The 20571-nt window shown below is 67.4% G+C and carries 18 protein-coding genes; 5 read left to right on the top strand and 13 right to left on the bottom strand.

Going from position 1 to position 20571, the window contains the following annotated elements; translation table 11 throughout:
• Positions 1-280 precede the first annotated feature (280 nt).
• Positions 281-1987 carry a site-specific integrase gene (locus tag ABIS05_RS13440; protein ID WP_348010620.1) on the top strand — a complete coding sequence of 569 codons (1707 nt, stop codon included), beginning with the start codon at positions 281-283 and terminating at the stop codon, positions 1985-1987.
• Positions 1988-2195: 208 nt separating this feature from the next.
• Here ABIS05_RS13440 and ABIS05_RS13445 read toward each other — a convergent pair whose 3' ends face one another.
• From ABIS05_RS13445 to ABIS05_RS13455, 3 genes are all read right to left on the bottom strand, one after another.
• Complete coding sequence (locus tag ABIS05_RS13445; RefSeq protein WP_348010621.1) at positions 2196-2570, bottom strand: hypothetical protein; 375 nt, start codon at positions 2568-2570, stop codon at positions 2196-2198.
• Positions 2530-2691: a hypothetical protein gene (locus ABIS05_RS13450; RefSeq protein ID WP_348010622.1), complete on the bottom strand. Its 162-nt coding sequence runs from the start codon at positions 2689-2691 to the stop codon at positions 2530-2532. The genes ABIS05_RS13445 and ABIS05_RS13450 overlap by 41 nt, the downstream gene beginning before the upstream one ends.
• Positions 2692-2799: 108 nt before the next feature.
• Positions 2800-3462 carry a cellulase family glycosylhydrolase gene (locus ABIS05_RS13455; protein ID WP_348063268.1) on the bottom strand — a complete coding sequence of 221 codons (663 nt, stop codon included), beginning with the start codon at positions 3460-3462 and terminating at the stop codon, positions 2800-2802.
• A gap of 149 nt (positions 3463-3611) precedes the next feature.
• Between ABIS05_RS13455 and ABIS05_RS13460 the strand changes: the two genes are divergently transcribed.
• Positions 3612-5105 (top strand): hypothetical protein, encoded by a 1494-nt coding sequence (locus ABIS05_RS13460; protein WP_348010624.1) that lies wholly within the window; start codon positions 3612-3614, stop codon positions 5103-5105.
• Between the two features lies 1 nt (position 5106).
• On the opposite strand, the gene ABIS05_RS13465 is transcribed toward ABIS05_RS13460, so the two are convergent.
• The 9 genes from ABIS05_RS13465 to urtA all read right to left on the bottom strand — a co-directional run bounded on the left by ABIS05_RS13465 (position 5107) and on the right by urtA (position 13764).
• A complete protein-coding gene (locus ABIS05_RS13465) occupies positions 5107-5823 on the bottom strand; it encodes a DUF72 domain-containing protein (RefSeq protein WP_348010625.1) in 717 nt (238 codons plus the stop codon).
• Positions 5824-5959: 136 nt separating this feature from the next.
• Positions 5960-7000 (bottom strand): aliphatic amidase, encoded by a 1041-nt coding sequence (locus ABIS05_RS13470; RefSeq protein WP_348010626.1) that lies wholly within the window; start codon positions 6998-7000, stop codon positions 5960-5962.
• Positions 7001-7040: 40 nt separating this feature from the next.
• Positions 7041-7391, bottom strand: a complete 351-nt coding sequence (locus tag ABIS05_RS13475; RefSeq protein WP_348010627.1) for a zinc ribbon domain-containing protein — start codon at positions 7389-7391, stop codon at positions 7041-7043.
• A 14-nt stretch (positions 7392-7405) separates the two neighbouring features.
• On the bottom strand, positions 7406-8635 hold the full coding sequence (gene fmdA, locus ABIS05_RS13480) for a formamidase (RefSeq protein WP_348010628.1): 1230 nt from the start codon (positions 8633-8635) through the stop codon (positions 7406-7408).
• A gap of 33 nt (positions 8636-8668) precedes the next feature.
• Entirely contained in the window at positions 8669-9358 is a 690-nt protein-coding gene (urtE, locus tag ABIS05_RS13485; RefSeq protein WP_348010684.1) for an urea ABC transporter ATP-binding subunit UrtE, read from the bottom strand.
• Between the two features lie 30 nt (positions 9359-9388).
• Entirely contained in the window at positions 9389-10132 is a 744-nt protein-coding gene (gene urtD / locus ABIS05_RS13490; protein WP_348010629.1) for an urea ABC transporter ATP-binding protein UrtD, read from the bottom strand.
• A 15-nt stretch (positions 10133-10147) separates the two neighbouring features.
• Positions 10148-11344: an urea ABC transporter permease subunit UrtC gene (urtC, locus tag ABIS05_RS13495; RefSeq protein WP_348010630.1), complete on the bottom strand. Its 1197-nt coding sequence runs from the start codon at positions 11342-11344 to the stop codon at positions 10148-10150.
• 98 nt (positions 11345-11442) lie between these two features.
• A complete protein-coding gene (gene urtB, locus ABIS05_RS13500) occupies positions 11443-12357 on the bottom strand; it encodes an urea ABC transporter permease subunit UrtB (RefSeq protein ID WP_348010631.1) in 915 nt (304 codons plus the stop codon).
• A 156-nt stretch (positions 12358-12513) separates the two neighbouring features.
• Entirely contained in the window at positions 12514-13764 is a 1251-nt protein-coding gene (gene urtA, locus ABIS05_RS13505; RefSeq protein ID WP_348010632.1) for an urea ABC transporter substrate-binding protein, read from the bottom strand.
• Between the two features lie 247 nt (positions 13765-14011).
• Here urtA and ABIS05_RS13510 point away from each other — a divergent pair, with 247 nt between their 5' ends.
• Both ABIS05_RS13510 and ABIS05_RS13515 read left to right on the top strand, forming a co-directional pair.
• The gene (locus ABIS05_RS13510; protein WP_348010633.1) at positions 14012-17410 is read left to right on the top strand and encodes an ATP-binding protein; all 3399 of its coding nucleotides are present in this window, start codon (positions 14012-14014) and stop codon (positions 17408-17410) included.
• 56 nt (positions 17411-17466) lie between these two features.
• A complete protein-coding gene (locus ABIS05_RS13515) occupies positions 17467-18312 on the top strand; it encodes a response regulator (RefSeq protein WP_407074849.1) in 846 nt (281 codons plus the stop codon).
• Positions 18313-18329: 17 nt separating this feature from the next.
• Here ABIS05_RS13515 and ABIS05_RS13520 read toward each other — a convergent pair whose 3' ends face one another.
• Positions 18330-19577, bottom strand: coding sequence for an oligogalacturonate lyase family protein (locus tag ABIS05_RS13520; protein WP_348010635.1), 1248 nt, complete (start codon positions 19575-19577; stop codon positions 18330-18332).
• Between the two features lie 263 nt (positions 19578-19840).
• On the opposite strand from ABIS05_RS13520, the gene ABIS05_RS13525 reads away from it, so the two are divergent.
• On the top strand, positions 19841-20533 hold the full coding sequence (locus ABIS05_RS13525) for a hypothetical protein (protein ID WP_348010636.1): 693 nt from the start codon (positions 19841-19843) through the stop codon (positions 20531-20533).
• Positions 20534-20571: the final 38 nt, after the last annotated feature.

The following is a 20571-nucleotide window of genomic DNA, read 5'->3' on the forward strand; positions in this document are numbered from 1 at the left end:
GTCATTTCAATGCAGGTGGATTTTGCTGATAGATGTGTGACGTTCGCCTTCTGGAACTGGGTGATTTTTCACACTGCGCTGAAGGTCTAGGGTTTGCGCTGATCTCGTGGGATCAACGGCCTTTCTGCTTCGATTTGTTTGTGACGGACCGTCTAGGGTGTGTGCGCCGCAATCGCTACAGGCCGTGTGGCGCTCGCGTCCAATAGAAGGCTCTTAAATCGTGCTGTTGCGATAATCCTTCTTATCGCAATCGCTACGTCTGGCGCCTAAACTGGACTTCATGAAAACTCGCCAGTCCCCGCCGAAGGAAGCGGCCAGCCCGCAGGACTGGGATGGCATGCCCAACGCGGCATCGCTCGCCGCGCTGCGAGCCTGGTACGAGGGCCTGTCGGCGCGCGAGGCGGTCGCGCGCTACCTGGGCCACAGCAAGGCCGACGGCGAATCCTCTCGGGGCATGCTCGGTGCGATTCGGCGCCAGTTGATCGCCCTGGCCAGGGCCAAGCACCGCAAGGACATGGCTGCCCTGTTCACGCACCCGGACTCCGAGCGGGCCAAGCACGCGCGCGCTGTCGCCCATGCCATCGAGGTCCTGCCGACCTTGGTGGCAGCTGAGCCTTTGATTGGCGACGACATCGCGCAATGGCTCGCGCCGCGAGCCGTGCGCGCGCTGCAGGCGCAGGGCATCAAGACACTGGCCGCGTTGACTTTGCGCATCCCACGCCGGCGCCGCTGGTGGACGACCGTTCCGGGGCTGGGCGCTGCCAGCGCCAGGCAGATCGAAGCCTTCTTCGCAGCACACCCGCAGCTCACCGAGCGCGCCCGCGCACTGGTGCCCATCGCGGCGCCGCAGGCCATCGCGCCATGGGAGCTATTGACGGTCCCGCAGGACGTTGACGGGTCGCAGGGAACATTCCGCGCACCGCAGGCGACATGCACCCTGAGCGCGAGCAATGACTACGACGCGGTGCACGCCTGGCTGGCGCTGCACGAGTCGGCCGCGACGCAGCGAGCCTACCGAAAGGAGGCCGAGCGGCTGATTCTTTGGGCCATCGTCGAGCGCGGACGCGCACTGTCGTCGCTGACCACCGAGGATGCAGTGGCGTACCGCGCCTTTCTTCGTCATCCGTCGCCGCGTGGTCGTTGGGTGGGTCCGCCGCGGCCGCGACCCTCGGCCGAATGGCGACCCTTCGCGGACGGGCTTGCCGCGCGCTCAGTGGCGTACGCGCTATCGGTGCTGGGCGGAATGTTCCGCTGGCTGATTCAGCAACGCTACGTGCTGGCCAACCCGTTTGCGGGCATCAAGGTACGTGGCGCAGACAAGTTGGCGGCGATGCCAGCGACGCGGGTGTTTGCTGAAGGCGAGTGGTCCATGGTCCAGACCGTTGCCGAGGGGCTGGAGTGGTCGTATGGCTGGGAGCGGGAGGCCGCCCAGCGCCTGCGCTTCGTGATTGACTTCGCGTACGCGACCGGCCTGCGTGCCAGTGAGTTGGTGGGCGCCACGCTCGGGATGATCGAGGCGGACGCAGACGGCGAGCAATGGCTGCACCTGGTCGGCAAGGGGAGCAAGGCCGGCAAGGTCTCGCTGCCACCGCTGGCCCGTGCGGCGCTGGACCGCTACCTGGTACAGCGACAGTTGCCGACGACGAGGGCGCAATGGCAGCCGTCGACACCGCTTGTGGGAAGCCTCCAGCCAGACAGCCAGGCAGGCATAACCGCCCCTCGGTTGTGGTCCATCATGAAGCGGTTCTTCGCTACCGTGGCCGACGTGATCCAGGAGCAAAGCCCGGCGACGGCCGAGAAGCTGCGCCGCGCCAGCCCGCACTGGATGCGCCACACACACGCCACCCATGCGCTGGCACGCGGCGCGGAGTTGACGACCGTGCGCGACAACCTTCGCCATGCGTCCCTGACCACGACATCGATCTACCTCCACGGCGACGAGGTCAAGCGCGCCCGGCAACTGGGAGCGGCGTTCGCTGCAAAGTGAGTGGGACCGCGCCCAAAAAAGAGCCCCGGCCGCAGGACGGCCGAGGCGCTAAAGCCCTTGCGCTGTCATGCCGCAAAGGCTCCTGCTCAGGGAGGTGAAGCAGGGGGCCAGATCTCACGAGCCAGCCCGGCACGGATTATCGGCAGAATCTTTATCGGCCAGCCGGCGGCCTTGGCTGCAGGCTTCAGGTGTACGCCCGCCTGGCTCTTCACGAGAGATCCCATGCTTCGATGGTGAGCTGGTGCAGGCTGGGGCATGCCGCTATGCGATCGGGGTGCATCTCGACCTTGCCGATCCATTTCGCCGGCATCACATAGTCATCACCGATGACCATGGCACCGTCGTGCGCTGGCGGTCCGTCGAGTAGCAGCGGAAGCACGGCCTCAGCCGACGCGATGTAGATGTTGGGGTAGCCATCGCCACGGAATTTTTGCGCAGCGGCCAACGCTACCAGGCGTTCGAGCCAGTCGAGGCCGCCCAAGCCGACTTCCCACATCGCCAGGATCGACGCCCGGCGGTCGTCGGGATGACGGCTGCGTTCTTCAGGGGTCTCGGTCGAAATCACGATCCACCAGCCGATCATCTTTGCCTCCGACAACTGGTTTGCGGATCAGCGCTCGAGCGCTGCGCCAGTTCACCATGGCGATTGTTGCAATGATCAGCAGCAGGCGATGAACTTCCCGATGGTCGGCCTGCCAACCCATTTGGCGACAGCCGACGCAGGGAAGCTTTATGCAATTCGCATCAATACGCGGCAGCCGTTAGACCTCGCAGGCTTAACGTACAGAATTTCCCGTTTCTTGAGGGCACCCCTACTTCTCGAAGCGCTGCGCGATCTGCGGCCACAGCTTGCCCAGCACGTCGGCGGCGCGGGCTTCGTTCGCCAACGTCGGCGCCCCCCAGTCACCGTTGTGATGGATGTTGACGATGACCGTCATGCCCGCGGCGAGCGCGTAGCCGGTGATCTCGTCGACGCGGTCCAGCCAGGCCTTGTGGATCGTCCAGCCGCTGCCGGTGACGTGGTCGTCCCAGCTCACCGGCAACCGCAGCGAGCTGAAGCCGGCCTTCTTGATGGCGTCGATGATGGCCTGCGTGGTGCGTGGGTTGCCCCAGGCCGTCTCGTCGGCCAGCGTGTCGGCGGTCTGGCCGGTCGCGTCCAGCGTGTTGCCGAGGTTCCAGCCGGCGCCCATCGCAGCGGTGATGTCGAAGCCGGTTCGCATCTGGCAGGCCTTGCCGCCCTCGCTGCCCTGGCCGTCGCCGTCGGGGTCGGCGCTCAAGGACGCGCAGAAGGGCAGCGCGCTGCCGCTCTGGTGGGGCATCACCGTTGTCGCGTTGGTGCAGGCGGCGGTCGCCGGGGCTGGCACCACGGGCGCGGCCGGCGTGCTCGAAGCGGATACAGCGGCCGCCGCCGAACCGCCGCCGCCACAACCCGCCATCAGCGCCACGGCCAGGCTCAGGGCGGAGCGGCTCAGCATTGGCGCCGAACGAGAAGAAGAGGCGAAGCGAATCATGGTCATCCGTGAGGTCGAGGAGTCCTTGGCATTGGACAGCGTTGTCCCTCGTGCCGCATCAGCATTGGCCCTCTTACAGGGGTGGCCCTGGGCTGACACACAATGCGCCCGCAGTGACCGTTGTAGCCCTCCGCCGCCCGCCGCCCGACCCCCGCCAGTTCCAGCGTTGCCTGCTGCTGGCCGCGCTGCTGCACGTCTGGCTGGTGCTGATGTTCGGCAACGCCGCCGGCACCGCCGCGCCCGGCCAGGGCGTGTGGGGCAGCCTGACCGTGAAGCTGGTCGGCCGCAGCGGTGCCCAGTCGGACGCGGCGCCCGGCGATGCCAGCTCCGCCACCCCGCCGCGCCAAAGCAGCCCGGCCGCACCCGCCGAACCGGGGGCCGCTGCAGTCGGTCACCCCAACCCGCAGCAGGTGCCCCCCGAGGCCGCCCGCACCGAAGAACCATCACCGGCGCCACCCAGCACCGCCACCCTGGAACTGCCCGAGGGCTTTCGCCCGGTGGAGCGCCAGGACCTGAGCCCCGCGCCGCGCAGCGCGCCGCTGCAGATGCCCACGCCGGAGCTGCCGGCCGCAACGCTCGGCCGCCTGGAGGCGCTGCCCGATGCCAGCGTGGCACCGCTGCAGCCCGCCGCCAACCTGCGCACGCCCAGCCGCCCGGTGGCCTTGCCTGCCGCGCCCACGGACCTGCCGGCGTCCGTGAACCGGCTGGAGGCTGCACCCGCCACGCCGGCCACCGCCACGCTGCCGCGCCCTGCCGACCTGCGTGCCCTGCCCTCCCCGGCAACGACCCTCGCCTTGGACGCCGAACTTCCAGCCCCCGTGCGCCGGCTCGAAGCCGCGGCCGCCGAAGGTGCGGCGACGCCCCTGCCCCGCCCCGCCGAGCTGCGCGCGACGACCACCGCATCGCCCTCGCTTGCGCCCGACACGCCGCTGCCGTCGCCGGTGCAACGCCTCGAAGCGCCAACAGCCGACGGCGCCACCGTGACACCGCTGGCCCGCTCCAACGAGCTGCGCGCGCCCGTGCCCGCCGCCGCCGTGACCGAGCTGCACGGTGCGCGGGACCTGCCCGCCCCGGCGCGCCGCCTGGAGTCGGCCGACGGTGGCAGCAGCGTGACGCCACTGCAGCCCGCACCCAACGCCCGAGCCGCCGCCGCCGCGCCGGGCGCGGCCACGCTGGCCGAGCTGTCGGGCGCGCTGCCCGGCCAGGTCAACGCCCCCGCCGGCCCCGCGCGCGGGGACCCCACCGCCAACCCCACCGCCAACCCCTATGCCGCGCCCAAGGCCTCGGCCGGCTCACCGAACGCCGGCTCGCGCCTCGGCCCCGACCTGCCGGCGCCGCCTATCCCGTCGATCGCGCCCACCGCTGCGGCCAGCGCGCCGGCACGCACGCCGCTGAACCTGTCGCTGCCGCGCGGCGACATGTCTGCCAAGCGCGGCACCGGTCTCATCGACCTGATCCCGCCGCCGCCCGAGCGCAAATCCAAGCTGGAGCAGGCCATGGAAGACGCCACCAACAAGGACTGCCGCAAGGCCTACGCCGGCGCCGGCATCCTCGCCGTCGTGCCACTGGCGCTGGACGCAGCGCGCGGCAAGGGCTGCAACTGGTGAGTCAGAGCAATTCGCGCAGCTCAAGCGCGTTGCCCAGCGCCGCACCGGAAGCCGTGTTGTCGAACACACACCAGCGCGGCACGCGCTTGCGCAGCGCCTTCAAGGCGGTTGCCCGCTCGGTCAACCAGTCGCTTTCGTAGGCTGACCAATACATCCGCGGCGAGCCGTGCCAGCGGAAGTAGAAGACCGAGGGATGACCGCCTGGCATGTCGGCGCCAGGCCATTTGGCCGGGTCGACGGCGGCGCGGGCAACCTCGCAGCTCGTCATCAACTGCTCGGCCTCGGGCGTGAACCAGCTTGCATGACGGGGTTCGCAAACGACGGCGCCGCCGAAGGCCGCATGCACGCTGTCGAAGAAGGCTCCCGCCACGCGCGCGTCGAAGCTCAACGACGGTGGCAGCTGCACGAGCAGCACCGCCCACTTCTTGCCCAGCGCGCCGGCTTCGCCGACAAAGCGCGCCAAGGCCTCGTCGGCGCCCGCCAGCCGCGCGACATGCGAGATCGTCTTCGGCAACTTGACCGCAAAGCGGAAGGCTGCTGGCGTGCTGTGGGCCCAGCGCTCATAGGTCTGCGCGCGGTGCGGGCGGTAGAAGGAGGAGTTGATCTCGACGCCGTTCAGCACCGCCGCATAACGCTCCAGCTGCGAGCCTTCGGCGGGGAAGGCGCCCGCATGCGCCGAGGGCAGCGACCAACCCGCCGTGCCGATGTAGTTCGCCATGTCGCAAGCCTAGACCAGAGCCGTCGGGCACCGCGTCGGACGAAAGCCAATCCAACGCCGATGGTTGACCGCCGACCGGCGGCGGCCTGCTGCCAAGCGGTGCGCGAAACAGCTTGCGCGCGCACCGCGCTGGTCATCAGCGCTGGTTGACGGTTGACCCGTTAGGGATGCCGTCGATGGGCGCTTCGTCGGTGCCGACGGTGTCGCGCGTGAGGGCCTCGACGCGCTTGCGGGTGCCCTGCGGGTCGTTGACCCAGTCGCTGTAGAAGGTGTACGGGCAGGCGGCCACGCCGTGATCGCCCTCACCGGAGTTGATCAGGCCGGTGTAGCCGCGATGCAGCAGCTTGAACAGGTGGTTCTCGCTCTGACCGTTCTTGCGAAAGTCGCGGATCAGGCTCTTGGACAGGGCCGCGTACTGGATGCCCATGTCCTCCTCGCCGCATTCGCCGAGCGTGCGGCCGTCGAAGCCGATGATGGCGCTGTGGCCGAAGTACGAGTACACGCCGTCGAAGCCGGCCGCGTTGGCCACCGCCACGTAGGTGTTGTTGGCGAAGGCCATGGCCTTGGAGATCATGATCTGCTGCTCCTTGGCGGGGTACATATAGCCCTGGCAGCGGATGATCAGTTCGGCCCCCTTCATCGCGCAGTCGCGCCAGATCTCGGGGTAGTTGCCGTCGTCGCAGATGATCAGGCTGATCTTCATGCCCTTGGGGCCGTCCGACACGTAGGTGCAGTTGCCCGGGTACCAGCCTTCGATGGGCACCCACGGCATGATCTTGCGGTACTTCTGGACGATCTCACCCTGGTCGTTCATCAGGATCAGCGTGTTGTACGGCGCCTTGTTCGGGTGCTCCTCGTGGCGCTCGCCGGTCAGCGAGAACACGCCCCAGACCTTGGCCTTGCGGCAGGCCTCGGCAAAGATCTCGGTCTCGAAACCCGGCACCGTGGCGGCGTTCTCGTACATCTCCTGCGAGTCGTACATGATCCCGTGGGTGCTGTACTCGGGAAAGATCACCAGGTCCATGCCCGGCAGACCCTGCTTCATGCCGACCACCATGGCCGCGATCTGCTTCGCGTTGGCGATCACCTCCGCCTTGCTGTGCAGGCGCGGCATCTTGTAGTTCACGACGGCCACGCCCACCGTGTCCTTGCTGCTTGAAATGTCGCCGTGGTGCATGGGGCTCTCCTGGTTGCAAGAAGTGTTGTGATGCCCGCCGTCAGTGGCTGATCATCCAGGGCCGTTTGCTTGGGAAGGCCTTGTTGCCATTCGCGCCGGTGAGCGTCGCGCCACGTTTGCCGCTACCACTGCTACCGCAGCAACCGCAGCCGGACGGGTGCTTGAGGCGCGCGTACTCGCCCGACGTCTTGGGCTCGTGGCGGGCCCGCTCGTTCGTGGCGAAGGCGGCGCGCGTGCCGCCGCTCATCAGAGCCAGGCGCGGCGCCGTGACGAAGACGCGCGGGGCGGCGGCGCCGCAGTCCGGGCAGGCGGCCGGCTCGTCTCGCGCACTGACCGAGCGGATCGCGTCGAAGCCGCCGCAGCCGGCGCAGGCGTAGTCATAGGTGGGCATGCGGGCGCTCCTCCTCAGTCCTTGTCCGGCGACAGCGGCATCACGACCGAGCCGTCCAGGAACTTGGTCGGCCCCGAGGCATTCGGGTTGATGTCGAAGTCGAAGATCTGGGTCGGCAGCCACAGCGTGGCGCAGGCGTTGGGCACATCGACGACGCCGCTGATGTGGCCCTGCACCGGCGCCGTGCCGAGGATGGAATAGGCCTGCGCGCCCGAGTAGCCGAACTTCTTCAGGTACTCGATGGCGTTCAAGCAGGCCTGGCGGTAGGCGACGTTGACGTCGAGGTAGTACTGCTTGCCGCTCTCGTCGACCGAGATGCCCTCGAAGATCAGGTAGTCGTTGTAGTTCGGCGTGATCGGGCTGGGCTTGAAGATCGGGTTCTTGATGCCGTACTTGGCCATGCCGCCCTTGATCAGCAAGACGCGCATGTGCACCCAGCCGGCCATCTCGATGGCACCGCAGAAGGTGATCTCGCCGTCGCCCTGGCTGAAGTGCAGGTCACCGACCGACAGGCCCGCGCCGTCCACGTAGACCGGGAAGAACACCTTGGCGCCGCGCGACAGGTCCTTGATGTCGCAATTGCCGCCGTGCTCACGCGGCGGCACGGTGCGCGCGCCCTCGGCCGCCGCCTTGGCCTTGGCTTCGCCCGTCATCCGGCCCATGTGGGCGGTGCCGGCAAACGGCGGGTTAGCGAGGCCGCTGGTGGCGGGGTCGGAATCGATCAGCGCCTGCTCGCGCGTATTCCAGATCTCAAGCATCTTCGGGTCGGGCAGGCAGCCGATCAGACCCGGGTGGATGAGCCCGGCGTAGCTGACGCCCGGCACATGGCGCGAACGCGTGAACATGCCTTCGATGTCCCAGATCGACTTCTGCGCCAGCGGGAAGTGCTCGGTCAGGAAGCCGCCGCCGTTCTTCTTGGAGAAGAAGCCGTTGAAGCCCCACAGGCTGTCCTGCTTGGCGCCGATGTCGAGCAGGTCGACCACGAGCAGATCGCCCGGCTCCGCACCCGTCACGCCGACGGGACCGGAGAGGTAGTGCACCGTGCTCAGGTCGATGTCGCGCACGTCGTCGGCGCTGTCGTTGTTCTTGATGAAACCGCCGGTCCAGTCGAAGGTCTCGAGGATGAAGTCGTCACCCGGCTTGACCCAGCAGGCCATCGGGATGTCCGGGTGCCAGCGGTTGTGGATGTTCTCGTTCTCGGTGGGCGACTTGGTGAGGTCGACCTTGATCAGCGTTTCGGCCATGGGGCGTCTCCTGCGGGTTGGGTGATGGCGGATTCAGACGGACAGGTACTGCTTGATGCGGCTCACGTCGGTGTCGGCGCGCGAGGTCTCGTGCACGAGGCGACCGCCCTCGATGACGAACAGGCGGTCGGCGACATCCATCGCAAAACTCAGCACCTGCTCGGAGACGATGATCGTGATCTCGCGCAGCTTGCGGATCTCGTTGAGCGCCTTGGCGATGTCCTTGATGATGGACGGCTGGATGCCCTCGGTCGGCTCATCGAGCAGCAGCACCTTGGGCTCGGTGACGAGCGCGCGCGCGATGGCGAGCTGCTGCTGCTGGCCGCCGGAGAGATTGCCGCCCTTGCGGCGCTTCATGTCGAAGAGCACCGGGAACAGCGCGTAGATCTCGTCCGGGATGCGGCGCGTCTTGGAGTTCTCCAGGCCGGTCTGGATGTTCTCTTCGACCGTCAGCGTCGGGAAGATCATGCGGCCCTGCGGCACATAGGCGATGCCCTTGGCGACACGCCGAAAGCTCTCGTCCTTGGAGACCTCGCCGCCCGCGACTTCGATGCTGCCGCTCTTGACCGGCAGCACGCCCATCAGGCTCTTGAACAGCGTGGTCTTGCCCATGCCGTTGCGGCCCATGATGGCCACCGTCTCATTCTTGCGGCCCTCGAAGGAGATGCCGTGCAGGGCTTCGCTCTGCCCGTAGGCGACGAACAGGTCGGCGACCTTGAGCATGGGGTGCGGGTCGGGAGTCATGGTGGGCTTTCAGTGGCCGAGGTAGACGTCGATGACCTTGGGATCGGCCTGCACCTGCTCCATGGGCCCCTCGGCGAGGATCTTTCCCTGGTGCATCACGGTGACCTTGTGGGCGATGCGCTTGACGAAGTCCATGTCGTGCTCGATGACGATCACCGAGCGGTTCTTGCAGATGCGCTGCAGCAGCTCGGCCGTGAGCTCGCGTTCGCGAGCGCTCATGCCGGCGATGGGCTCGTCGAGCAGCAGCAGCTCGGGCTCCTGCATCAGCAGCATGCCGATCTCCAGCCACTGCTTCTGGCCGTGGCTGAGCAGCCCGGCCTCGATGTCCAGCCGGTCTGACAGGAAAATGTCTTCGGCGACGACCTGCACCCGCGCCTTCACCTCGTCGGTGCACTTGAACGCCAGGGCGCCCATGACGGAACGGCCTTTCGGGAAGGACACCTCCAGGTTCTGGAACACCGTCAGGTTCTCGTAGATGGACGGCGTCTGGAACTTGCGGCCAATGCCCAGGTGCACGCGCCGGAACTCCGCCATCTTGGTGAGTTCGGTGTTCTTGAACTTGATGCTGCCGGCGCTGGCCTTGGTCTTGCCGCAGATCAGGTCGAGCAGCGTCGTCTTGCCGGCGCCGTTGGGGCCGATGATCACGCGCAGCTCGTTCTTGTCGATGTACAGCGTCAGCGCGTCGATGGCCTTGAAGCCGTCGAAGGAGACGGTCAGGTCCTCGATGGCGAGGGCGAAATCGGTGTTGCTCATGGCTTGCTCTCGCGATCAGGCCTGCTGGCCGGTGACACCGGCGGGCAGGCGTGCGCCACCGGTGGGATCAGGCGCCGTGGCACTGGTTGCAGTGGCGGCTGCGACGGGCAACTCGGCGACGGGTTGCTTGCGTCCCTGGCGCTTCGCCCACCACGGCACGACGGTGCTTTCCCACAGCCCCGCCAGCCCCATCGGGAAGGCCATCGTCACGCCGATGAACAGGGCGGCCATCAGGAACAGCCAGAGGTCGGGGAAGCTCTCCGAGAAGAAGGTCTTGCCGGCATTGACGAGCAAGGTGCCGTAGACCGCACCCACCAGGCTCATGCGCCCGCCGACCGCCGCAAAGATCACCATCTCGACCGACGGCACGATGCCCACGAAGCTCGGCGACATGAAGCCCACCTGCAGCGAGAACAGCGCGCCGCCGATGCCCGACAGCGCCGCCGCCAGGCAGAAGGTGAAGATGCGGAAGTTGGCGACGTCGTAGCCGGAGAAGCGCACCCGGTCTTCCTTGTCGCGCATCGCCAGCAGCAGCGTGCCGGCCTTGCCGGTCTGGACCCAGCGACACAGCAGGATGCTGGCCAGCAGCAGCGCCACGCACAGGTAGTAGAGGATGTATTTGGCTTGGTCGGTGCGCGTGTCCCAGCCCAGCACGGTCTTGAGGTCGGTCATGCCGTTGACGCCGCCGGTGTAGCCCTGCTGGCCGATGATCAGCACGGTGACGATCAGCGCCACCGCCTGCGTGATGATGGCGAAGTAGACGCCGCCGACGCGGCGCTTGAACATCGCGAAGCTGACGATCCAGGCCAGCAGCGTCGGCGCGGCCACCACCGCGAAGAGCGCGAAAGTCAGGCTTTTGAACGGCACCCACAGCGCCGGCAAGGCAGTGATCTGGTTCCAGTCCATGAAGTCCGGGATGCCGGGCGTCGACTGGATCTTGGTGGTGATCGGGTCCGAAGCTTCAAGCTTCAGGAACATCGCCATCGCATAGCCGCCGAGGCCGAAGAACACGCCCTGCCCCAGGCTCAGCACGCCGCCGTAGCCCCACACCATGACGAGCCCGACGGCCACGAAGGCGTAGGTCAAATACTTGCCGACCAGGTTGAGGCGAAAGATGTCCAGGGCCAGCGGCAGCACGACGGCGAGAAGCACCGCGAGTACCAGCACGCTCGCGAGCTGGTAGCGCTTGATCAGGGTTCGAAGGGCATTCATGTCAGAGGCTCCCAGGGAAATTCAGGCCTTGAAGGCGTGCAGGAATCGTCGCGAGCGCAGGTGCGAGATCGGGTCGCGCAGTAGATTCATGCATGCCTTCAACGGCGCACCTTGCTGGCGAAAAGGCCCTGCGGACGCAGCATCAAGATCAGCACGATCAAGGAGAGCGTGAGCACCTTGGCCATCGAGCCGGCCAGGAAGAACTCCGAGATCGACTGCGTCTGCGCGATGCCGAAGGCCGACACCACCGTGCCGAGCAGGCTGGCGGCACCGCCGAAGGTCACCACGAGGAAGGAGTCGACGATGTAGAGCTGCCCGGAGGTTGGGCCGGTCGAGCCGATGGTGGTGAACGCGGCACCGGCCATGCCGGCGATGCCGCAGCCGATGGCGAAGGTGAGCCGGTCGGTCTTCATCGTGTTGATGCCGATCGCATTGGCCATGACGCGGTTGCTGACCGTGGCGCGCACGCGCAGGCCCCAGCGGCTCTTGCTCAGCGCGATCAGCACGCCGAGCGTGACGACAGTGGTCAGCCCCAGCACGAACATGCCGTTGATCGGGATGTCCAGGCCCGGCGATGGCGCCCAGGAGCCGAGCAGCCAGTCGGGCAGCGTCGGGCTCACCTCTTTGGGGCCGATGAAGCTGCGAAAGCACTGCTGCATGGCCAGGCTGACGCCCCACGTGGCGAGCAGCGTGTCGAGCGGGCGCTTGTAGAGGTGGCGGATGAGACCCCACTCCACCAACCAGCCGCCGATGAAGGCAAAGCCGAAGGCCAGCACGATGGCGAACGGAAAGTAGAAGGGCACCAGCGACGGTGCATACAGGCTCGTCAGGTGCGAGCCCAGGTAGACCGTGTAGGCGCCGATGGTCATGAACTCGCCGTGCGCCATGTTGATGACGCCCATCTGCCCAAAGATGATGGCCAGGCCCAGGCCCATCAGCAGCAGCACCGCGAACAGGCTCAGGCCTGCGAAGCCCTGCATCAGGCCGATGTTCAGTAGTTCGTCGAAGCTCATGGTGAGGTCCTGGGCACAAGAGTTGACGATGGCAGAGCGCGGGACAGAAACCGTAGCGAGCGGCCCGAGGTCGCGTCGAGGAGCGGAGCCGTACTCCCGTACGGTGAGCACCGCAGACGCGAGATCGGGTCGCGCAGTAGGTTTATGCCCGTGCACTCACTGGTAGCCCTTGGGGAACGGGTCCGGCTTGATGAGCTCCGGCGACTCGGAGACGATCTTGAACGTGCCGTCCGCATTGCCCATCGCGATGCGCGACTTGCTCCACAGGTGGTGGTTGGCGTCCAGCTTGACGTAGCCCTCGGGCGCCATCTTCAGCTCGATCCCCGGCGAAGCGGCGACCACCTTGTCGACGTCGAAGCTCTTGGCGCGCTCGACCGCCGCCTTCCAGAGCCAGGGGCCGAGGTAGCCCGCCTGGGTGACGTCGCCGATCACGGCGTCCTTGCCGTATTTGGCTTTGAAGGCCGCCACAAACTTCTTGTTGTTGGGGTTGTCGAGCGACTGGAAATACTTCATCGAGGAATAGAAGCCAGCGAAGTTTTCACCGCCCACGCCGGTCATCTCGTCTTCCGTCACGGCCAACGTGACGAGAAGTTGCTTGTCGCCCGTAATGCCGGCAGCCTTGAGCGCCTTGTAGAACGCGACGTTGGAGCCGCCGACGACGGCGGCATAGATGCAGTCGGGCTTTTGCAGCTTGATCTTGTTCATCAAGGAGCCGAAGTTCGTGCTGCCGAGCGGGTAGTACTCCTCGCCGACGACCTTGCCCTTCTGGAAGTTCTCGATGTGCTTGCGCGCGATCTTCATCGACGTGCGCGGCCAGATGTAGTCCGAGCCGATCAGGAAGAAGGTCTTGGCCTTCTTCTCGTTCTTGGCCCACTCCAGGCTGTAGAGGATCTGCTGGGTCGCTTCCTGGCCCGTGTAGAAGACGTTCTTGGACTGCTCCAGGCCTTCGTAGAAGGTCGGGTAGTACAGCAGGCCGTTTTCCTTCTCGAACACCGGCAGCACGGCCTTGCGCGAGGCGGAGGTCCAGCAGCCGAACACGGCGGCGCAGTGGTCGTTGATCAGCAGCTTCTTGGACTTCTCGGCGAAGGTGGGCCAGTCGGAGGCGCCGTCTTCCTTGATGACCTTGATCTTGCGGCCGAGGATGCCGCCCATGGCGTTGATCTCGTCGATGGCGAGCTGTTCGGCCTGGATCGAGCCCGTCTCCGAGATCGCCATCGTGCCGGTCGACGAGTGCAGCTGCCCCACGGTGACTTCGGTGTCGGTGACGGCGAGTTTGGTCGTGTTCACCGAGGCGGTCGGCTGGCCGAAGCTCAGGCCCCCGATGCCCAACATCGGCAGGGCCGCAGCGCCCTGCAACAGGCGGCGGCGGTTGGAGTCGGGTGCGGAGGGATCGTTGTCACGGGACATGTTGGAGGCTCCAGGCAGGTGGTGAGGCAAGCGTTGCGCCGAAAGCCATCACGTTCAAAACGGTGCACTGGCGTCGGACTGATGTGCATCTTGCGAGCCGGTCCCGGCTTGGCGAATACGTCAATCGACGTAGTGCCTGTGCGCACGCTGCCCATCACACTGGCTGCCCGCCTGTTACCCGGGCGGCGCACAGTTCTTGCTAGATCTCCTGTTCCGGCTTCATTGCCTGAACGGGAGATCCTGTTACGTGTCCTCGCAGCCCCAGCGCATCTTTCGCATCCGACGTGAATACAACTCCTGGGTCGCCAACGAGTCCATGGAGGACTACGCGCTGCGTTACACGCCGCGCAGCTTTCGCAAGTGGAGCGAGTTCCGCGTCGCCAATGCCGCTTTCGGCGCGACGTCATTCCTCGCGCTGGAGGCCATCGGCGGCGCCATCGCACTGAGCTACGGCTTCACGAACGCTCTGTGGGCCATCCTCGTCGTCGGCCTCATCACCTTCCTGACGGGGCTGCCGATCAGCTACTACGCCGCCAAGTACGGCGTCGACATGGACCTCCTCACGCGCGGGGCCGGCTTCGGCTACCTCGGCTCGACCATCACCTCGCTCGTCTACGCCTCGTTCACCTTCATCTTCTTCGCCCTCGAGGCGGCCATCCTCGCGCTCGCGCTGCAGCTCTATTTCGGCTGGCCGATTGCTGTGTGCTACCTCGTCTCGTCACTGTGCGTCGTGCCGCTGGTGATGCACGGCGTGACGCTGATCCAGCGCCTGCAGTGGTGGACGCAACCGGTCTGGCTGCTGCTGCTCTTGCTGCCCTACCTGGCCGTCCTGCTCAAGCGACCGGAGGCCTATGCCGACTTCACGACGCTGGTGGGCGGCGTCTCGCACAGCAACGGCTTTGACGCGGTGATGTTCGGCGCTGCCGCCACGGTGGCCTTCTCGCTCGTCGTGCAGATCGGCGAGCAGGTCGACTACCTGCGCTTCCTGCCCGAGAAGACCGCCGCAAACCGCAGCCGCTGGTGGTGGGCCGTGCTCGTGGCCGGGCCGGGCTGGGTGTTGCCCGGCATGCTGAAGATGCTGGGCGGCGCCTTCCTGGCCTTCCTGGCGCTGCAGCACGAGATCACCGTCGACAAGGCCGTGCAACCGACGCAGATGTACCTCGCCGGCTTCGGCTACGTGTTCGACTCGCCGGCCTGGGTGCTGGGCGTCACCACGCTGTTCATCGTCGTCTCGCAGGTCAAGATCAACCTGACCAACGCCTACGCCGGGTCGCTCGCCTGGTCGAACTTCTTCGCGCGGCTCACGCACAGCCACCCCGGGCGCGTGGTCTGGCTGGTGTTCAACGTACTGATCTCGGTGCTGCTGATGACGCTCGGCGTCTTCGAGGCGCTGGAAGGCGTGCTGGGCCTCTACAGCAACGTGGCGATCGCCTGGGTCGGCGCGCTCGTGGCCGACCTCGTCATCAACAAGCCGCTGGGCTTGAGCCCGCCGCACATCGAGTTCAAGCGCGCGCATCTCTACGACATCAACCCCGTCGGCCTCGGCGCGATGCTGGTCGCCGCCGTGCTCGGCATGACCGCCTATGTCGGCGCGTTCGGGCCGACGGCCAAGGCGTTTGCGCCGTTCATCGCGCTGTTCACATCCATGACCGCGTCGCCGCTGCTGGCCTGGTGGACACGCGGGCGGTTCTACGAGGCGCGGCCCAACCTCGCGACCTGGAAGCCGGGCCAACTCGTCAACTGCTCGGTCTGCGAGAACGCGTTCGAGTCGGAAGACATGGCGCACTGCCCCGCCTACGCCGCACCGATCTGCTCGCTGTGCTGCACGCTGGAGTCGCGCTGCCACGACCGCTGCAAGACAGATTCGCGCGCCGCCGAGCAGGTGCATGCCGTGCTCAGCTCCGTGCTGCCCCAGAGCCTGAGCCGGCGCGTCAACTTCCGCGTTGCGCACTATCTGGTGGTGGCGCTGTCGCTGGTGGCCCTCTTCGCCGTCATCCTCGGCGTGGTCTACGAACAGCAGGGGGCCCTGCACAGCGCCGAGCATCTGCTGCTGCGTGACCCGCTGCTCAAGGCCTTTGCGCTGCTGTCGCTGGCGGCGGCCGTGGGTGCCTGGTGGATGGTGCTCGGCAGCGAGAGCCGACGCATGGCGGAGGACGAGTCCAACCGCCACAACGAACTGCTGGTGCGTGAGATCAGCGCGCACCGACGCACCGACGCCGCGCTGCAGGCCGCCAAGGAGCTGGCGGAAGCCGCCAACCAGGCCAAGACGCGCTACGTCACCGGCATGACGCACGAACTGCGCACGCCGCTGAACGGCATCCTGGGCTACGCGCAGATCTTGTTGAAGGACGACAAGATCAGCGGTGCGCAGCGGGCGGCGGTCGACACCATCCACCACAGCGGCGAGCACCTGCACGGCTTGATCGACGGCCTGCTCGACCTGGCGCGCATCGAGGCCGGCAAGCTGCGGCTGGACATCGCGCCACTGCCGATGCGCGACTTCCTTGATGATGTGGTGCGCATGGTCGCTCCGCAGGCAGCTAGCAAGGGCCTGGTGTTCGAGTTGCGCACGCTCGGCCGCGTGCCGACCTATGTGCGGGCAGACGCACGCCGGCTGCGCCAGATCCTCATCAACCTGCTCGGCAACGCCGTGCGCTTCACCGACTCGGGCAGCGTCACGCTGCTGCTGGACCACACCCGCGAGGTGGCGCGCTTCGACGTCATCGACACCGGCATCGGCATCGCGCCGCAGGACCTGGAGCGCATCTTTTTGCCCTTCGAGCGCGGCAGCGCCGGCCGGCGCACGGGCGAGCCCGGTACCGGCCTGGGCCTCACGATCACGCACCTGCTGACCCAGCTGATGGGCGGCGAGCTGACGGTGCGCAGCGTGCCGGGCGAAGGCAGCACCTTCACCGCGCGCCTGTACCTCAGCGAAACGTCCGAGCCTGCGCGTGCCCGCGCCGCAGCGCATCGTCCGGTCAGCGGCTACATCGGCGAACGGCGCACGCTGCTCATCGTCGACGACCATCCCATACAACGCCAGATGCTCGCCGGGATGCTGCTGCCACTGGGCTTTCGCATCCGCGAGGCCGCCAGCGGCCGCGAGTGCCTGGAGAGCGTGCTGCGCTCGACACCCGACGCGGTGCTCATGGACATCTCGATGGACGGCATGGACGGCTGGGAGACCGCACGTGTCATCCGTGCGCATGGCCTCGGCGACCTGCCGATCATCATGGTCTCGGCGAATGCGTTCGAGAACCAGATCGACAAGCTGGAGGCGGCGGGTTGCCAGGGCTTTGTGGACAAGCCGGTGATCGAGTCCGAGCTGCTCGTCGTGCTGCAGCATCACCTCGAACTGGAGTGGGTGGCCGAACTCGCCTTGCCGAGCTGGGCGCCCTCCGAGGCGGCGCCGGCCGACAGTGCCACACCCTTGCCGGCGGAGCAGGCGCAGGAACTGCTGCGGCTGGCGCGGCTTGGCCACGCCTTCGGCCTGCAACGGGCGCTGGATGCGCTCGCCGTGGACCACAGCGAGTGCGTGCCTGAAGTGCTCGTGCTGCGCGGCCTGGTCGCCCGTTTTGCATGGGAAGAGCTTGTCGAGCGGCTCAGCGCGGCGCTCGATCTGAGCGACCCGGAGCTGGTGTCGTGAACCGCCCCTCCGAAACGGGTACATCAGGCGGCAGCGTCGTGCTCGTCGTCGACGACATGCCGCAGTCGCTGGGCGCCCTGTGCATCGAGCTTGACCAGGCGGGCTACACCGTGCTCGTGGCCGCCGACGGCGCCTCGGCGCTGGCGCGGCTCGACCTCGTCAGCCCCGACGCCATCCTGCTGGACGCGCTGATGCCCGGCCTGAACGGGTTCGATCTGTGCCGGCGCATCAAGGCCAACCCTGCGTGGTCGCACATCCCGGTGATCTTCATGACCGGCCTGTCGGAAACCAGCCACATCGTGCAGGGTTTCGATGCCGGCGGGGTGGACTACGTCGTCAAGCCGCTGCGGGCGCAGGAGGTGCTCGTGCGCCTGGCCACCCATGTGCGCAACGCGCGGGCGGTACGCATGGCGCGCGACGCCATCGACATCGGCGGGCACGGCGTGCTGATGATCGACGCGCAGCAGCGGATGGCCTGGCGTTCGCCGCAGGCGCAGCAATGGCTGGCCAGGTTCTTCGGTGCGCGCGGCGATGCGGTCTGCATGGCGTGGCTGGCCGGGCAGGCGGCCGGCAACACCGAGGGGCTGCGCACGCTGACGCTCGCCGGCCAGACGCTCACGGCGCGCCGCCTCGGCAATGCGGGCCTGGGCGAGGTGATGTGGCTGTTGGGGTTGCGCACGGCGGACGCGCCGGCCCCATCGCGCCTGTCGACGGCCTCATTGACCCTGCGCGAGACGGAGGTGCTGTCCTGGATCGCCAAGGGCAAGACCAACCGCGATGTCGCCGAGATCCTCGGCATGAGCCCGCGAACCGTGAACAAGCACCTCGAACACGTCTTCCAGAAGCTCGGCGTCGAAACCCGAGCCGCAGCCGCCGCGTTGGCCAGCCGCGAACTGGGCTGAGCGCGCGAAGCCCACGCTCAGTGCGGCAGCTCCACCGCGTAGATCGCTGGCTTGCCCTCGACGTTGGCGCGATACACAAGCCACTTGCCGTCCGGCGTGAAGTGCTGGTTGGGCTCCAGCGTGTAGTCCTGCTTGCCCAGGTCGGCCACGCGCACGGTCTCCAGCCGGCCCGGCGTGATGAGGCCGGGCACCGGCTTCTCGCGCGCCACCGGCTTGAGCAGGCTGATCCACTTGCCGGCGTTGCCGCCGTCGCCCGAGAACAGCTGGCCGTCGGGCGACTGCGAGAAGTGATACGACGCCTGCTCACGCGCCACCTCGTAGCGCCACTGCTCGCCGGTGGCCAGGTTGCGCCCCGTCAGCCAGGTCGTGCCGCCGCGCGGCATCTGCAGGTCGTACCAGACGGTCTTGCCATCGCTGCCCCAGAACTCGTGGCCCGCGATCTCGCCGGCCATCGTGCGGGTGTGGATCTTGGTCAGCTGCGTGCCGTCGGTGCGGATGGTCCAGATGCGGTCCACCTCGTGCCAGGGCCCCTCGTGGCAGAACATCAGCAGCGTCGGGTCGCTCGGCGAGAACAGCAGGTGGTTGAGCCAGTCCGTCGCACGGTGGATGGGCTTGCGCTCGCCGGTGGCGATGGACACGCTGTACATCTCCATCGGCACGCGCGCGGCCAGGCGGTCCGCCATCCACTTGCCCTTGGCCGCTGCGAACGACAGCGGCTTGCCATCCGGCCCCACGCCCGCGTAGGCGGGCGAGCCTGTCACCGGGTCGCGCCGGCCTTGGGCGGCGATGTCGGGCGGCGGCGGCTCCACCTCATAGGCGCCCGCGAGCAGCGTCTCGTCGGCGTTGATGGATTGCACGCGCCCGCCGGGCAGGTCAGCGATCTTGCGAGCATTGCCGCTGTCCAGGTCCACCGACCATACCGAGAACGGACCGCCCTCCTCCACCGTTGCGTCGCGCAGCGTGTAGTAGGCCGAGCGCGATTTCGGCCCCGCAAACAGCAGCCGGTCCACCTGACCCTTCAGCACAAGCCGCGTCTGCCAGGTCCGGGTGTCGGCCACGCGGATCCCCTCGGGCGTGAGGTAGATCATCAGGTCGCCCTGGGGCGTGAAGGGGTTGTAGTTGAAGTAGAGGCCGTAGTTGCCCGGGCGGTCGTCGATGCGGACGATGCGCTGGCCGGTGGTGGCGTCGCGCCAGCTGGCAGGCTCGGCGTCGCCGGGCGCCGAGACGGCCGGCAGCACGCAGCCGACCAATGCGGTGGCGAGCATCAGCCTGCGCCGGAACGAAGGATTCATCATCGGAGTCGCCCGCGGGGGGGCCGTCTTGCGAAGCGAACGATGCTAGCGACGCAGGGCAACCCATGCGGGCGCCGCCGACAACCGTCCTGCGGTTCGTGACGGATTGACGGTGCGCGCGGCCGGGCGGTTACAGCTCTGTGACGGTCTTGTCCGAATAGTTCACGACGCGCGCAGCGTGCCGTGTGAAGCAGCGGCCCTGCCGCGCCGAAGATGCTCTCAAAGGAGCCTCCGACGTGCTGCGCCGACTGCCCATCCTCATCGCCCTGCTGTCCGCCGCGCTGTCGCAGAGCGCCCACGCCGCCGACCTGACGGCGCTCGAAACCCGCTGGCTGCAAGGCATCTGGCCGGTCATCGTGCATGCCAAGCAGAGCCTGGCGCTGCCGCTGGACCTCGTCGTACAGCCGCAGGACGCGCCCGGCGCCGCGCCGCTGGCACTGGGCTATGACGAGGGCCGCTGCAAGATGGTGTTCTCGATGCGCGGCAACCCGGACGGCCAACGCCAGCTGGACTCGATCGACCCCGACTTGCGCGCCGCCGCGCTGGAACTGATGGCCGCGCACGAGCTGGGCCACTGCCGCCGCTACCTCGACGGCGCCTGGTACCGCCTGCCGGCCGGCTTCGTCGCGGCCCAGGTGCCCGAAAACCTGGCGCCCCACTTGCAGCAGGCCTGGCTCGACATGCGCTCCACCCGCCGCGAAGAAGCCTATGGCGACCTCGTCGGCCTGGCCTGGACGCGCCAGCACCACCCCGAGCTCTACACCCGGCTGCACGCCTGGCTCGTGGCCGAGCGCTCGGCCGCCTTGGTGCCGGGCAGCCACCACGACACGCTGGACTGGCTGGCCCTGGCGCGCGACCGCGAGTCACTTCAAGGCAAGACGATCTTCGAGGCCGCCGACCGGCTGTGGCAGCGCAGGCTCAGGGACTGAGGCGTAAAAGCGCGGCATCAAACGCGACCTCCGTGACA

Source organism: Roseateles sp. (assembly GCF_039929605.1).
Lineage (GTDB): Bacteria > Pseudomonadota > Gammaproteobacteria > Burkholderiales > Burkholderiaceae_C > Pelomonas.

Excerpts from the sequence above, each read along its gene's own strand:
- ABIS05_RS13445 (WP_348010621.1), bottom strand. The coding sequence starts at position 2,570 with ATGATCGGCTGGTGGATCGTGATTTCGACCGAGACCCCTGAAGAACGC.
- urtB (WP_348010631.1), bottom strand. The coding sequence starts at position 12,357 with ATGAGCTTCGACGAACTACTGAACATCGGCCTGATGCAGGGCTTCGCA.
- ABIS05_RS13465 (WP_348010625.1), bottom strand. The coding sequence starts at position 5,823 with ATGGCGAACTACATCGGCACGGCGGGTTGGTCGCTGCCCTCGGCGCAT.
- ABIS05_RS13455 (WP_348063268.1), bottom strand. The coding sequence starts at position 3,462 with ATGCTGAGCCGCTCCGCCCTGAGCCTGGCCGTGGCGCTGATGGCGGGT.
- ABIS05_RS13450 (WP_348010622.1), bottom strand. The coding sequence starts at position 2,691 with ATGGGTTGGCAGGCCGACCATCGGGAAGTTCATCGCCTGCTGCTGATC.
- urtE (WP_348010684.1), bottom strand. The coding sequence starts at position 9,358 with ATGCTCAAGGTCGCCGACCTGTTCGTCGCCTACGGGCAGAGCGAAGCC.
- ABIS05_RS13515 (WP_407074849.1), top strand. The coding sequence starts at position 17,467 with ATGCCGCAGTCGCTGGGCGCCCTGTGCATCGAGCTTGACCAGGCGGGC.
- ABIS05_RS13475 (WP_348010627.1), bottom strand. The coding sequence starts at position 7,391 with ATGCCCACCTATGACTACGCCTGCGCCGGCTGCGGCGGCTTCGACGCG.
- fmdA (WP_348010628.1), bottom strand. The coding sequence starts at position 8,635 with ATGGCCGAAACGCTGATCAAGGTCGACCTCACCAAGTCGCCCACCGAG.
- ABIS05_RS13470 (WP_348010626.1), bottom strand. The coding sequence starts at position 7,000 with ATGCACCACGGCGACATTTCAAGCAGCAAGGACACGGTGGGCGTGGCC.
- urtC (WP_348010630.1), bottom strand. The coding sequence starts at position 11,344 with ATGAATGCCCTTCGAACCCTGATCAAGCGCTACCAGCTCGCGAGCGTG.
- ABIS05_RS13440 (WP_348010620.1), top strand. The coding sequence starts at position 281 with ATGAAAACTCGCCAGTCCCCGCCGAAGGAAGCGGCCAGCCCGCAGGAC.
- urtD (WP_348010629.1), bottom strand. The coding sequence starts at position 10,132 with ATGAGCAACACCGATTTCGCCCTCGCCATCGAGGACCTGACCGTCTCC.
- ABIS05_RS13520 (WP_348010635.1), bottom strand. The coding sequence starts at position 19,577 with ATGCTCGCCACCGCATTGGTCGGCTGCGTGCTGCCGGCCGTCTCGGCG.
- urtA (WP_348010632.1), bottom strand. The coding sequence starts at position 13,764 with ATGTCCCGTGACAACGATCCCTCCGCACCCGACTCCAACCGCCGCCGC.